Genomic DNA, 13945 nt, shown 5'->3' on the forward strand with positions numbered 1-13945 from the left:
AAGGCAAGAAGAATTGTTGCTTAACACAAAAATGAAAGTATAAAAGCTGCCAAAGCGACAAACAGATTTTCTTAAAACTGGTACACTACTTCCACCTTATGACCCTGCAGGGCATTTTTTGCCTTTTCTATATCGGGTGCAAAGCCCAGTATATAGCCACCGCCGCCGGAGCCGCAAAGCTTAAGGTAGTAATCGTTACTCTCAATGCCTTTTTGCCACAGCTCATGAAACTGCTCCGGTATCATCGGCTTAAAGTGGTTGTATACCACCTTGCTCAGTTTTTTTGTATTCGAAAAAAGCGCCTTTACATCGCCGTGCAAAAAGCTTTCGATAGAAGCATCGGTATATTTAAGGAACTGGTTTTTTATCATGGCGCGGAAGCCCTTGTCTTTAAGGCTTTCCATAAACAGCTGTACCATAGGCGCGGTCTCTTTTACAATACCGCTGTCCAGCAAAAATATAGCACCTTTGCCCTCAAGGTTTTGCATGGGTATGCCGGTAGCCTCTATACTGTCGTGCGAGTTGATAAGTATAGGAATGCTCAGGTAGCTGTTAAGCGGGTCTAAGCCAGAGCTGGTACCGTGAAAATAGCTTTCCATCCTGCTGAAAATCTTTTTAAGCTTCAGTAGTTTTTCCTGCGTAAGGTTTTCAAGTACCGTTATTTTATTGTTAGCATACTGGTCGTATATGGCGGCAACAAGCGCTCCGCTGCTGCCTATGCCATAGCCTTGTGGTATGCTGCTGTCAAAATACATCCCGGCCTCCACATTAAGTTTCAGGGTAGCAATGTCAAAGGTTACAAGCTCAGGTTCTTCGGCCTGTAGCTTTTCAAGCCAGGTAACAAAACCACGCAGGCTGGCGTTGCTTTTTATGGCGGCTTCCGTTTCGTTGTCGGTCACTTTAAGCCCGCCGTTATAGAAGTTGTAGGGTATAGACAAACCTTTAGAGCCCTTGTTGATACCGTGCTCTCCAAAAAGCAATATTTTTGAGTAAAATAATGGTCCTTTCATTGTTGGCTAAAATCTATTTTGAATGTAAAGGTACGTAAAAAATATGTCTGGAAACGGGCTTAACAAATGTTTATTACACCTGTGCCGCACCCCATCCAATTTTGTCGCAAATGTACTGGTCGTTTTGACAATAGCCAAGCAATTCGCCCCTAATAAATGCCAAAACATCGCTACTAACGTTTTCGGGATATAATATGTGCACATTAGCCCCGGCATCGAGCGTAAAGCACACGGGTATACCGGTTTGCGCCCTGAAGTTCCATATCTTATTGATAATCTCCAGCGTATTTGGTTTCATCAGGATGAAGTAGGGCTGGCTGGTCATCATCATGGCGTGTAATGTTAATGCTTCACTCTCTGTTATTTTAATAAAGGCCTCAATGTCGCCTGTTGCCAAAGCAGCTTTAACAGCGGTTAAATTTTCATGTGCCTGGGCAAAGCGCCTTTCGGCAAAGGGGTGGCCGTGCATCAGGTCGTGGCCCAGCGTGCTGCTTACCTGTTTTTCGCCTTTGTCTACCAATAAAATTGTGTCCTGGTACGACGTGAAAATTTCGTGCACCTCTGTAAACGGTATGCCAAAAAGGTCGGTACTGCCGGGAGTGCCCTCGTGTTCGCCCCAGATAACTGCGTTGCCTTTAATGCTGCGGCAGGCGCTGCCGCTGCCCAGGCGTGCCAGGAATGAGGCTTTACGGTAAAAATATTCATCAGTCATAGCCGGGTTCAGCAGGCGCTCCAGGCTCATAAGGTTGATGGCAAGCGCTGCCATACCCGATGCCGACGAAGCAATGCCGCTGCTGTGCGGAAACGTGTTTTTTGTATCTATGGTAAAATGATAATCGTTTAAAAACGGCAGGTAGGCTTCAATACGCTCAAAGAATTTTTCAATCTTCGGGCGGAAACTTTCCTTGGGCTGGCCTTCAAACAGCAGGTTGAACGAAAAGCCCTGTGTGTTTTTTTGGGTATAGCCCAGCGTGGTTATGGTTTTGCAGTCGCTCAGGGTAAAACTTATGCTGGGGTTGGCCGGAATCTGGTTGGCTTTTTTACCCCAGTATTTTACAAGGGCTATGTTGCTGGGTGCGCTCCAGCTAAAGCTGCCGTTCCCGGCGGTAGCAGTATAGGGTGAGGGTATAAAATCCTGTGCGGAAATCATAGGTCGTAGTTTTTGAAGGCAAATATATGTCTTTTTTTAGGAAGCGGCTGAGGCGCTGAGGCACTTAGCTTGTGAGGGAATAGCTTCACTACCGCGTGAGATTGACATCGAACCATCAAATTAACGAAGTAACACACCTAAAAACTAACCTTTAAAATGTAATTTTGTAAAAAACACTATGAACCAGATAACCAAGATACTTATTATGGTAGCCACCACGGTAACGCTGGGCTACTTATCGGGCCAGGTAACGCAAACCAGTGTAGATACCTGGTACCCAACGCTGCAAAAGCCATTTTTTACCCCGCCCAATATGGTGTTCCCTATAGCGTGGGGCATACTGTATGCGGCCATGGGTGTGGCAGCCGGACTGGTTTGGGGCCGCATAGAAGTGCAAGAGGCAGAAGTGCGCAAAGGGCTTACGTTTTTCTGGGTGCAGTTTGTGCTTAATATGCTGTGGAGCTATTTATTCTTCGGGCTTAAAAACCCGCTTTTAGCATTGGTAGAAATAGTAGTGCTGTGGCTTATGATATACGAAACCTGGTTCCTGTTCCGTAAAATATATAAAATAGCGGGCTACATCATGGTGCTGTACCTGGCTTGGGTAACCTATGCTACGGTGTTGAACGCGGGTATTTTTTGGCTGAACAGGTAGGTTGAATAGAATTCAGACCGTTCGGCTTTTCGATTTTTCGATTGTTGGATGGTTAGACTAAATGAATGTAAATGGCTGGCATCATTAAAATTGAGTTTTTAGAGAATAATACCGAAGGCCATAACGACCTGCTGTTTTCTGTGCCGGGCCTGGTAGAGGAGTGTTTTGACAGCTATTATTTTATCATAGCTGAAGGTATGCCCTCAGTAAAGAAAACCTTAGCCGCCTTACTGGATTTTTGGGTGCAAAAAATAAAGGCGTTACAAGAAGGAAACGTTATTTACCTGCCCATAGATTTTTCTGACCAGTATACGGGTTGCCTGAGGGTGGAAATGGAAGCGGATAAACTAATGGTTGACTATGGCTACTCACTGCGTGAAGGGTGGTGTATAAACCCCCGTAATCCGGAAGATTTTTATAATAGCGTTACCGATTTTACCATTACATCTGAAAGTCGGCTTACTATTATAGCTGCTGATTTTGCCAATGCCATAAAGCACCAGGCCGTAAAGCTACAGGAACTTAATACCTAAGCAGCAGCCTGATAATTTCACCTCACAAAATGCCCGCTTCACCGTAAATTTCTCAGGTTTTATGCTTACGCCAGCCTATATTTGGCCTGTTAAAAAAGTTAATTAACAAGGCCCCACGCAACCTTATAGGGGTATGCTGCATCTTATTGTTTTATTACAAACTTAAATAACGTTATGAAAATTAAATTTGTTTCCAGGATGATGCTGTGCGTTGCCGCAGCTATTGCAATGACCTCATGTAGTATTGATGATGAACCTGATTATGTTACCTATCCTGATGTGGCCTATGGCATTGTAGCCAATGCCAGCCCTAACAGCGGCGACCTTTATTTTTATGCCGACGCTAACAAGGTAAACAACAACGCCCTTAATTATGGTACGGCTATGGGCTATTACAACTTTTACACGGGCGACCGCCAGCTCAGCATTAAAAACGCCGCCGGGGCTACTATAGTTTCAGATAGTATTGCATTGCAGCCCAATGAGTTTTTTACGGCCTTTGCGGTAAATACTTTTGATGAGATAGAGCTGGTTACGTATCGCGACTCGCTCGAGTATCCGGCTTCAGCACACGCGCTGGTACGCTTTATTAACCTGTCTCCGGATGCCGCGCCGATAAGCGTAAATACACCTTCGGATACACTTACTACAGGGCTGGAGTTTAAAGAAGCTACTGATTTTATAAGCGTGCCCGGCGGCCTGTATGATTTTACCTTTAAAGATACCGCTACCGGAGAAGCTATTTATACGGCTAACGACATGGAAATTTACGAAGGCCGTATCTATACCATTTACACTAAAGGCTTTGTTACGCCCGCTACGGGGAGCAATGACACCTTTACTGCCGAAAAAATCAGGAATTACTAAATTATCCGGGATTATTACTGTTAGTAAAGGCGCTTTAGGCGCCTTTACTTTTTTATTAATGCATACAGCCCATATAAACTTCAGATTTTAGCCTGAACGCCTTTGGGGCTTTTTCCTTTAGCAGTGCAAACGCGCTGTCGGCCCTTTTTTCTGACTCATATATGCCTGCAACCAATGCTATTGTTTTCACAGAAGCTTTATCGCTGTACATTTCTAAATATTCAAGGCTTAAAGACGATGATGCATACCTGCGTGGATAGTATTCGCCGGCATAGATATCGTCTTCATCATCTTCGGGCAGTATAATTTTACCCAGCTTTTTGTCGTAGTAGCGCCCCATAGTATCAATTTCCTGTTTTAGCGAAGTGTGCAGGGCAAACATTTGCTTGTGCAGTTCATAATAGTTGTTAGAAGTGTCGGCCACAATAATATACATAGTCTGGTAATCGCCTCCGGCATCGGTAGGGGGTTCGCTATCTATAACATTGGCAGTATCTGCGGATAACCGCACTTCATTTACGGGTGTACTCGCCTGTAAAGAGGCTTCTTTTTTATCTTCCCTGCCGCAGGAAAGGGCAATAAATCCTATTGTAGTAATTACTATATGTTTCATAGCGCAGGGTTGTATCGTGTGTTGTAAATTTAATCAAAAACGGGTATATGCTTTACTGTTTATTTAAATTTAGTCTTTTCCTGCTATCTTTACGGGCGGTTACAATAAAACAGGCCGCAGTGCAGTTAAAAAACTAAAACCACCCTATGGCGTCAAGAAAGGTAAAAATGGTGCTGATAAAAATTTTCAGCCTGTTTTCGGTAGTACGTGGCTATAATATACTTATTGTAGTGCTGGCGCAGTACCTTTCGGCCATCTTTATACTCGACCAGGGCCGCCGCGCCCTCGATGTTATACTGGACCTCAATCTTTTTATTATTGTTTTTGCCTGTTCCCTTGCCATTGCCTCGGGCTATATTATCAATAATTTTTACGACGCCCAAAAAGACCTTATCAACCGCCCCAAGAAAACGATGCTCGACAGGCTGGTAAGCCAGGGTACCAAGCTACAGGTTTATTTTTCGCTAAATGGTATTGTTGTCCTGTTGGCATGGGCTATATCCTGGCGCGCGGTGCTGTTTTTTGCGGTTTATATTTTCCTTATCTGGTTTTACAGCCATAAGCTGAAAAAGTACCCGCTTATAGGCAACCTTACCGCGGCATTGCTGGCCGTGCTGCCCTTTTTTGGCATACTGATGTATGTAAGCAAGTTCAACGAAAATTTTTATTACGACAGCGAACGCCTGGGTACCATATTTGCCCACGCCACCTTTTTGTACCTGCTTATACTGGTGCGCGAACTTATAAAAGACCTTGAAAACCTCGCGGGAGACCTGGTGGCAAATTACCGTACCATACCGGTCATCTTTGGCGAAAAAACCGCAAAGGGTATTATTACCGCACTTATCTTTCTTACCATTATACCGGTTTATCTGTTAATAGAAGTATATGATGTGGGCTATATGGACATCTACTTTTATTTCGGCATGCTTATTATCATCTATTTTTTGTATCGCCTGTGGGATGCGTCTTCTAAAAGCGATTACCTCCTGCTGCACAACCTGCTCAAGGGGATTATTATTGCAGGGGTTTTTAGCATAGTGCTTATAGAACCCACAGTACTGGTACACGGCAGGCAGTTGCTTAGGGAAGCTACTTAGCTCTGAGCCCCTAAGCAACTAAGTAACTTTGCTACTAAAAAACTTTCAACTTTAAGACTTTACGAACTTTAAGACTTTACAAACTTTAAGACTTAAAAGAGTATCTTTGCACAAATAGTTTTACAGCATGGAAAGTAACAGGGATATCGTTAAAATTAAAGATGAGAAAAGTTTAACGATAACTGTAAAAGATAATATGGCTGTAAAATTGAAAATTAAATTAATATGAAAACATTTATGTTATTCGTTTTGATATTAATGTCATTAAATAATTGCACTAATAAAGATAGTCTTCAAAAACAAACACAAGTTAGAATCACTTCGCATAAAGAATTTATTCGACAGTTAAGTTTTTCTGGACGAATTATCGATAAAAAATACTGCAACGAATGTAATTACAATAAGTTTCAGATTATAATCAATTTTAATGAAGATATATCTGAAGTAGTTCATTTCTCTAACCTATCATTTCCCCCCTATTATTGGATAGCTCTTAAGGAAAAAACTATAATTTTTAGTGTTAATAAAAATTTATACGAATCATGTGATATAGGAATGGATGTAACGAAAAAAGCAAATTTAAATTTTATAGTATTTGCTAATCTAGATTATCCAATCCTTAGTACGCAAACATATCAGTGGATACCTTAGATTAAACTTGTTAATCTATAAATAAATTTTTGCATCCTGTCAAGACTAAAAAATTATGTTTATCTTTTTATTTAAGGCCACTCTTAACAGGGTGGTTTTATACTTTTATAAGCCCACCATATACCTGCTACAAGCATTACAATCAAAGCCGCCAGCCCCTTAAAACCGCACCAATTAACCCAAAGTCATTATTTAGTGAGATTTGTGCGTTGCGCTTGTGGTGGTTGTGTATGCCAGTCATAAACTTGCTGGCCACAATATCTCGCGATAGCTGTAGGGATTGAGTTGGAAACTTCCTAATTCCCCTAATATATTTGACCCGTACATGGGAGGGAAATGTTCATTTGTTCAGGGCAACTATATACGAGTGAAGCTGCTCCCTAAAACTTTAAAAACTTTCAACTTTAAGACTTTACGAACTTTAAGACTTAAAAGAGTATCTTTGCACAAAATAAGTTTTACAGCATGGAAAGTAACAGGCGTGGCGCATCAGCCGGCAGGGGTGGTAGCGACAGGAAAAAAAGCAGCAGGCCCTCTAAGCCACTAAATAAATCATCTAAGCCAAAAACGGCCAAGCCTTTTGACCCGAGAAAAGAAGACGGCCGCGAGGGCGCTAAGCCGGCTGCGCGCAAGGCAGCTTTTATAAAAGGCCGTGCCCCTAAGGATGCCGAACCAAAACCTGTAAAAGCACCGGTAGACAAAGATATACTGCGCCTTAACAAGTACATTGCCAACTCTGGCATGTGCAGCCGCCGCGATGCCGATATTTACATACAAAGCGGTAATGTAAAGGTTAACGGTGAGGTAATTACCGAAATGGGTTACAAAGTAAAGCTAACCGATGAGGTAGAGTTTGACGGTGCTAAAATTAAGCCCGAAAAGAAAGAATATGTGCTGCTTAATAAGCCAAAGAATTTTACTACCTATGCGGAGGGCGACAAGACCGGGCGCAACGTAGCCGAACTGGTGCGTGGTGCAGGCAAGGCCCAGCTGGAGCCTATAGGCCGTATGGATATGAGTACCACCGGGCTGCTTATTTTTACAAATGACCTCGACCTCATCCGTAAGTTTTCATTGCCGAACCAAAAAACATTTAAAATATACCAGGTATCGCTGGACAAAAACCTGAGGGGCGAAGATTTTGAAAGCCTTAGCCAGGGCGTAACCCTCGATGGGCATCGCCTGTTTATAGACGAGGTAAGCTATATTGAGGGGCAGCCAAAGACTGAGATAGGCATAAAGCTGCGTACGCCAAATACTAAGGTGGTACGTGCCATATTTGAAAGCCTTAAATATGACGTAATCAAGATAGACCGCGTGTCGTTTGCGGGGCTTACTAAAAAGAACCTGCCGCGCGGCAACTACCGCCACCTTACAGAGCAGGAGGTAATTAACCTAAAGAATATATAATGGCTGCCGATGTTACCCGCCGTATAGCGCTGGAGTGGATGGATGCCTTTAACGCTAAAGACCTTAACCGCCTTGTGGGCCTGTATGCCGAAGATGCCACCCACTTTAGCCCCAAGCTGAAAGCAGCGCAGCCCGAAACTAACGGCCTTATAACAGGCCACGCCGCCCTGGGCGACTGGTGGCAGGGTGCCTACAACAGGCTGCCCACTTTATTCTACAAGATGCAAACCATAACAGCCGATGCCGACAGGGTATTTATAGAATACATCCGTGAGGTGGAAGGCGAAGAGGATATGGCCGTGGCCGAAGCCTACGATATTAAAGACGGTAAAATTGTTTTCTCCCGGGTATACCATGGGTAGGCGATAAGTTGAAAGTTTTTATAGCCGCAAGTTTTTAAAGCACAAAGCCTCTTAGTAATAAGAGGCTTTTTTATGGCTTAAATTTTTAGTCCCCATTGAAGCTATTTTGGCTGAAGGCCGGGGTGGTTTCACTAAATGGCAAAAGTAAAAAAGGCTACTCCCCATCCCCTAAACGCACTCCCTCTTTAAGCAGCCCGCGCTTGCGCAGCAGCGGCATTATATCCGGGTCTGACCCGCGGAACGATTTATACATTGTGGCGGGGTCGGCGGTAAAGCCGCGTTCCAGTATTTTTGTACGTAACGATGCTGCAACCTGCCGGTTGAATATAGAGGTTTGTTTAAAGGCTTCAAAGGCATCAGTGTCCAGTACCGCGCTCCATATATAGCTGTAATAGCCCGCACTATACCCGCCGCTAAAGATGTGGTTATAATAGGTACTGCGGTAGCGCGGTATGATGCTTTTTATAAGGCCTATTTTTTCCATTCCCGCTTCTTCATAAGGCATTACATTTTGGGTGAGTGGCTGCTGCAGGCTGTGGTAATCCATATCCAGGTAGGCGGCGGCAAGGTACTCTACTGTAGCAAAACCCTGGTCAAACGTTGCGGCGGCCTGCATCTTTTCTATCAACGTGTCGGGTATTGTTTCTCCCGTTTTATAATGTTTGGCATACAGCTTCAGTACTTGAGGGTCGGCGGCCCAGTTTTCCATTATTTGCGACGGTAGTTCTACAAAGTCAGTCGGCACGCTGGTACCGGAAAGGCTTTCATACGTAACGTTACTGAGCAACCCGTGCAGCGCGTGGCCAAACTCATGAAAAAATGTACTCGCCTCATCAAATGTAAGCAGCGATGGGGTAGTGGCGGTAGGCTTGGTAAAATTGCACACAATCGAGATTATGGGCGCTGTGCGCTTGCCATCTACCGTTTTTTGCTTGCGGAAACTGGTCATCCAGGCGCCGCCTTTTTTCCCCGCCCGCGGAAAGAAATCCATATACAGCAGGCCCAGCAGCTTGCCGTCGCCGTCGGTTACTTCCCATGCAGTAACATCCTTATGGTATACCGGCACGTCTTTAAACTGCTTAAATTTTAGCCCATACAGCCGGTCGCACACCAGGAAAATGCCATTACGCACCCCATCAAGGCTAAAGTAAGGTTTTAGTTCCTGCTCATCAAGGTTATAGCGCTCCTGGCGAATCTTCTCGGTATAGTAGCGCCAGTCATAGGGCTGTACGCCGCCATCAATGGTATCGGCCTTTAGCAGCCTTGCTATATCGGCTTCCTCCTGTTTCGCTTTTTCAAGGGCGGGTTTCCAGATTTCATCCATCAGTTTAAACACGGTTTCGGGAGTTTTGGCCATACGTTCGGCCAGCACATAGTCGGCATGGCTTTTATAGCCCAGCAGCTGCGCACGCTCCATCCGAAGGTTAACCAGCTGCACTATGTTAATACGGTTATCGTGGGCATTGCCATTGTTGCCACGGCTTTGGTAAGCCTCCCAAATTTCCTCGCGTAGCTTACGGTCCCTGGCATATTGCAGGAACGGTATCACGCTCGCGTTTTGCAATGTAAATACCCAGCTCCCTTCTTTATCCCGTGCCTTCGCTTCTTCTGCTGCTGCGGCAATTGCATCCTGCGGCAGTCCGGCAAGGCTTTTTTTATCGGTAATTTCAAGGGCATATTCATTGGTTTCTGCCAGCACGTTGTCGCCAAATTTTAGAGCTATCACGGCCAGGTCGCCATTTATCTTGCGCAGCCGCTCTTTTTGATTTGCATTAAGGCCCGCCCCGTTTCGCAGGAACGCCTTGTATTTAACCTCCAGCAGTTTGGTTTGCTCAATATTTAGCTTATACTCAAGCTGCTTGTCCCACACCCGTTTTACACGATCAAAAAGTTTTTGGTTCAGGTAAATGTCGTCGTTGTGTTTTGTTATCTCAGGGGCTATCTGCTGGGCTATCAGCTGCAGGTCGGCATTGGTTTCAGCGGTGTTCAGGTTGGCAAAAACGGCATACACGCGTGTAAGTACACTGCCGCTTGCATCCAGTGCCGCAATAGTGTTGTTAAAATCGGGTGCCTCGGTGTTGTGGGTAATGCTCTCTATTTCCGCCTTGTGTATGCGTATCGCTTCCTCAATAGCGGGAAGGTAGTGTCTGTTTTCTATAAGGTTAAACGGCGGCGCCCCATAGGGCGTATCCCATGTAGCAAGCAAGGGGTTATCATCTCCTATGGCTTCGGTTTTGTTTTCCTGGTGGCACGACATAAGTATGCTGGTAAAGGTTAGTAAAAGTATCGTTTTTTTAATTTGAGTGTAAAGTAAGGCCATGGTTATACTGAAGCTTATCTCCGGACGGTTATCTGCAAAATATTTTCCAAAAAATCATTATACCGCAAATTACGCCTAAATATTATTTTAAAGTATTAACGCCGCGTTAAATGCGATGTTGCCTTAACAGGAAAAACCTACCTTTATTTATATTTATTTCCCCACACGTATGAAGTTTAATGTAAAAAAAATAGCCCTGAAAACCCTTAAATGGATTGGTATACTTGTTTGTATAGTGCTGCTGCTTATGTTTTTGCTCCCCATGCTTTTTCCCGGAAAGATAGAAGCTGAAGTAAAAAAGCTGGCCAATGCGCATCTTACCTCAAGGCTGGAATTTAACCATACAAAACTTTCATTCTTTACGCATTTCCCCTCGCTAAGCGTGTCGCTTGATGATGTATCGCTAATGGGCAGTAAGCCATTTGAAAACGATACGCTCCTAAGGGCCGAGAGGGTAGCCTTTGGCATTAACCTTAAGCGCCTTATTTTTGATAAAACGGTAAAAGTAGATGAACTATACGTAACCCGGGGCTTTGTAAATGTAAAGGTAAACACGGCAGGCGGGGCTAATTATAATGTGTACAAGAGCCGCCCAAAAGACCCGGCCGCGCCCCGTACCCCCGATGACCCCGAAGAAGGCACCGCCATACAGCTGGACCGGGTAGACCTGCGCAACTGCCACCTGGTATACAACGACCACTCTGCAAAAATACTGGTAGATGCACACGGTGTTAACTACCTGGGTAAAGGTGGCCTGAGCGAGGCTATTTTTGACCTGGAAACCAACGCTGATATCGATTCGGTCGATTTTTCGTATAACCGTGTGGCCTACCTGGAAAGCAAAGAGATACATGCCGACCTTATAACCCGTGTAAACACTAATGCCCTGACCTTTATACTGACGAAAAACGAGTTGCGGATAAACAGGCTTCCGCTGGAGTTTAATGGTTTTTTTACCATAAGGCGCGACGGTTATAATATAGGGATAGACGCGGCGAGTGAAAATACCCGCCTTGAAGATGTGTTTACCACACTGCCACCCCCATACCTTACCTGGATGGAAGATACCGAGATTAAAGGCCGTGCCGACCTGCATTTTAGTTTTAAAGGCCGCTACAACGTAAAGGAAAAACAACAGCCCACCCTGGGCTTTGATGCTAAAGTGCGCGACGGCTACGTAAAAAGCGGCAAGGCGCCGGTGCCGCTGGAAGATTTTCAGATGGATGTAAGCGGGCAGCTGCCTGCACTGGATATGAACCGCCTGGCCATAAACCTGCGGGGGCTGGACTTTAAAGTGGGCGAAAAAAGTTTTTTTAAGGCGAAGGTAACCACTAAAGGCATGGATAACATGGCGGTTAAGGCCGATGTAAAAGGCTCGCTCGACCTCGCTGAGGTAGATGCCGCCCTGGGCCTCAACAACCTTCATTTTAAAGGCATGCTGCGTACCGATATTGTGAGCAACGGAATATACAACGCATCTAAGAAACTACTGCCTAAAACTAAAGGGAGTATCAACCTGCAAAAGGGCTGGCTGAAAACCGGTTACTATCCTAACCCCATAAAGGACATAACATTTGTGGCAAATATCACCGATGATAAAGGTACTTATGAGGGGCTGAAGCTATCGGTAACGCCGGCATCGTTTGTGTTTGAGGGCAATCCGGTATATGTAAACGCCACGGTAAGCAACCTTGAAGATATGTTTTATAAAGCACGTATTAAAGGTGAGCTTAACGTGGGGCGCATCTACAAGGTATTCGCGCAAAAAGGCCTTGATGTAACCGGATATGCAAAAGCTGACCTGAACCTTAACGGCCGCGAAAGCTATGCCACAACCGGGCAATACAGCAAGCTGGATAACCGCGGCACGGTACTGCTTAAAAATATAAAGGCGACTAGTGAGCTGTTTTCCAAATCGTTTTTTATTAATGAGGGCAATTTCAGGTTTGAGAACGAGAAGATGTGGTTTGAAAAGTTTATAGCCCACTATGGTAAAAGCGACTTTGCCATGAATGGCTACCTGCTTAATACCATAAACTATTTCCTTGAAAGCAAAGGCACACTGCACGGTGAGTTTAACCTGAAAAGCAGGCTTATAAATGTAGATGAGTTTATGGCGCTGAAAGAAGGCGAAAACAAAGACCGAAAAACTGAGGTAGAATATGCTAAAGAAGAAAACCCCAAGATGAGCGGGGTGGTGGTAATGCCTACAAACCTCGACGTAAGCCTTATAACAAACGTCGATAAAGTGGAGTACAACGGCCTGGTGCTAAATAACCTGACAGGCAGGGCAGGGATAAGCCAGGGACAGATGACGCTTAAAAAAACTATCTTTAATATTATAGGCTGCAAGGTAGGCATTGATGCCCGTTATGATGACGAGTCTCCGCTTATGGCGAATTTTGATGCTCATTTTACCGCTAAAGATTTTAGCGTGAAGAGGGCTTATAATGAGATACCCATGTTTAGGGAACTGGTTACCGCCGCCGAAAAAGCCGAGGGAATAATTTCTGTAGACTATAACATTAAGGGCGATTTTAATGGTAATATGGGCCCCATATATGAGTCGCTTGAGGGTGGCGGTATAGTTACCCTACGCGATGTGAAGGTTAACGGGCTAAAGATGTTTGGCAGTATCAGCAAAAAAACAGGGCAGGATAAGCTGAACAACCCCAGTTTTAATAATATTGTGGTAAAAACCACCATAAACAATAACCTGATACACATAGACGACTTTACTTTTAAGGTTTCGTTATTCAGGCCTACTATTAAAGGCACCACCAGTTTTGACGGATTGCTTGACCTGCGCATACGCCTGGGGCTGCCCCCTGCCGGATTAATAGGGATACCTATTACGGTAACCGGTACACACTCTGACCCCAAGATAAATATCTTTAGCAAGACCGGGCAAAAAATTGATGATGCCATTTACAACGAAAAAACTAATACGGTTGTAAGGGAAGAAAAACGTGAGACGAAGAAAGAGTAGGCAATGTTCAGTGGCAGTAGGCAGGGACTTCACCGGCGTTTTATGGCCCTTGTGAAAAAACGTAATCTGCATACCGCTAAAAATCCTTAAAACTATAATATTGATAATCATAATGTTATAAGGTTTACTTTTTCAAAAAAAGTATACCGATTGTACAACTAACCGGCATATTTTTATTTTAACGAACGAATTTTCTTATAATTAAAGCGGTTCTATTTTGGCCATTGGTCGATATTGGACACCGCTAACCCCCGATTCAGGAAATAAAAAAACGGCCAAAGTAAA

The 13945-nt window shown here is 44.3% G+C and carries 12 protein-coding genes; 8 read left to right on the top strand and 4 right to left on the bottom strand.

Annotation, left to right across the window (positions count from 1 at the left end; translation table 11 throughout):
• Positions 1 to 71: 71 nt before the first annotated feature.
• Both ACLI09_RS02425 and ACLI09_RS02430 read right to left on the bottom strand, forming a co-directional pair.
• Positions 72 to 1010: a mevalonate kinase gene (locus ACLI09_RS02425; RefSeq protein ID WP_411417989.1), complete on the bottom strand. Its 939-nt coding sequence runs from the start codon at positions 1008 to 1010 to the stop codon at positions 72 to 74.
• Between the two features lie 73 nt (positions 1011 to 1083).
• Positions 1084 to 2160 carry a diphosphomevalonate/mevalonate 3,5-bisphosphate decarboxylase family protein gene (locus ACLI09_RS02430; protein ID WP_411417990.1) on the bottom strand — a complete coding sequence of 359 codons (1077 nt, stop codon included), beginning with the start codon at positions 2158 to 2160 and terminating at the stop codon, positions 1084 to 1086.
• Positions 2161 to 2338: 178 nt separating this feature from the next.
• Between ACLI09_RS02430 and ACLI09_RS02435 the strand changes: the two genes are divergently transcribed.
• The 3 genes from ACLI09_RS02435 (at position 2339) to ACLI09_RS02445 (ending at position 4215) form a co-directional block, all read left to right on the top strand.
• Positions 2339 to 2815 (top strand): TspO/MBR family protein, encoded by a 477-nt coding sequence (locus ACLI09_RS02435; RefSeq protein WP_411417991.1) that lies wholly within the window; start codon positions 2339 to 2341, stop codon positions 2813 to 2815.
• Positions 2816 to 2886: 71 nt separating this feature from the next.
• A complete protein-coding gene (locus ACLI09_RS02440; RefSeq protein ID WP_411417992.1) occupies positions 2887 to 3348 on the top strand; it encodes a hypothetical protein in 462 nt (153 codons plus the stop codon).
• A 174-nt stretch (positions 3349 to 3522) separates the two neighbouring features.
• Positions 3523 to 4215, top strand: coding sequence for a DUF4397 domain-containing protein (locus ACLI09_RS02445; RefSeq protein WP_411417993.1), 693 nt, complete (start codon positions 3523 to 3525; stop codon positions 4213 to 4215).
• A gap of 55 nt (positions 4216 to 4270) precedes the next feature.
• Here the strand turns inward: ACLI09_RS02445 and ACLI09_RS02450 are convergent, their stop codons facing one another.
• Entirely contained in the window at positions 4271 to 4828 is a 558-nt protein-coding gene (locus tag ACLI09_RS02450) for a hypothetical protein (RefSeq protein ID WP_411417994.1), read from the bottom strand.
• A gap of 146 nt (positions 4829 to 4974) precedes the next feature.
• On the opposite strand from ACLI09_RS02450, the gene ACLI09_RS02455 reads away from it, so the two are divergent.
• The 4 genes from ACLI09_RS02455 (at position 4975) to ACLI09_RS02470 (ending at position 8351) form a co-directional block, all read left to right on the top strand.
• Complete coding sequence (locus ACLI09_RS02455; protein WP_411417995.1) at positions 4975 to 5928, top strand: geranylgeranylglycerol-phosphate geranylgeranyltransferase; 954 nt, start codon at positions 4975 to 4977, stop codon at positions 5926 to 5928.
• 225 nt (positions 5929 to 6153) lie between these two features.
• Positions 6154 to 6579 (top strand): hypothetical protein, encoded by a 426-nt coding sequence (locus tag ACLI09_RS02460; RefSeq protein ID WP_411417996.1) that lies wholly within the window; start codon positions 6154 to 6156, stop codon positions 6577 to 6579.
• Between the two features lie 465 nt (positions 6580 to 7044).
• Positions 7045 to 7989 carry a pseudouridine synthase gene (locus tag ACLI09_RS02465; protein ID WP_411417997.1) on the top strand — a complete coding sequence of 315 codons (945 nt, stop codon included), beginning with the start codon at positions 7045 to 7047 and terminating at the stop codon, positions 7987 to 7989.
• Positions 7989 to 8351, top strand: a complete 363-nt coding sequence (locus tag ACLI09_RS02470; RefSeq protein ID WP_411417998.1) for a nuclear transport factor 2 family protein — start codon at positions 7989 to 7991, stop codon at positions 8349 to 8351. Before ACLI09_RS02465 ends, ACLI09_RS02470 begins: the two co-directional genes overlap by 1 nt.
• Positions 8352 to 8505: 154 nt before the next feature.
• Here ACLI09_RS02470 and ACLI09_RS02475 read toward each other — a convergent pair whose 3' ends face one another.
• On the bottom strand, positions 8506 to 10671 hold the full coding sequence (locus ACLI09_RS02475; protein WP_411417999.1) for a M3 family metallopeptidase: 2166 nt from the start codon (positions 10669 to 10671) through the stop codon (positions 8506 to 8508).
• A 169-nt stretch (positions 10672 to 10840) separates the two neighbouring features.
• Here ACLI09_RS02475 and ACLI09_RS02480 point away from each other — a divergent pair, with 169 nt between their 5' ends.
• Positions 10841 to 13660: an AsmA-like C-terminal region-containing protein gene (locus ACLI09_RS02480; RefSeq protein WP_411418000.1), complete on the top strand. Its 2820-nt coding sequence runs from the start codon at positions 10841 to 10843 to the stop codon at positions 13658 to 13660.
• The last annotated feature ends 285 nt before the right edge of the window (positions 13661 to 13945 follow it).

The sequence above is a fragment of the Flavobacterium sp. RHBU_24 genome (genome assembly GCF_046613695.1).
Taxonomy (GTDB): Bacteria; Bacteroidota; Bacteroidia; order Flavobacteriales; family Flavobacteriaceae; genus Flavobacterium.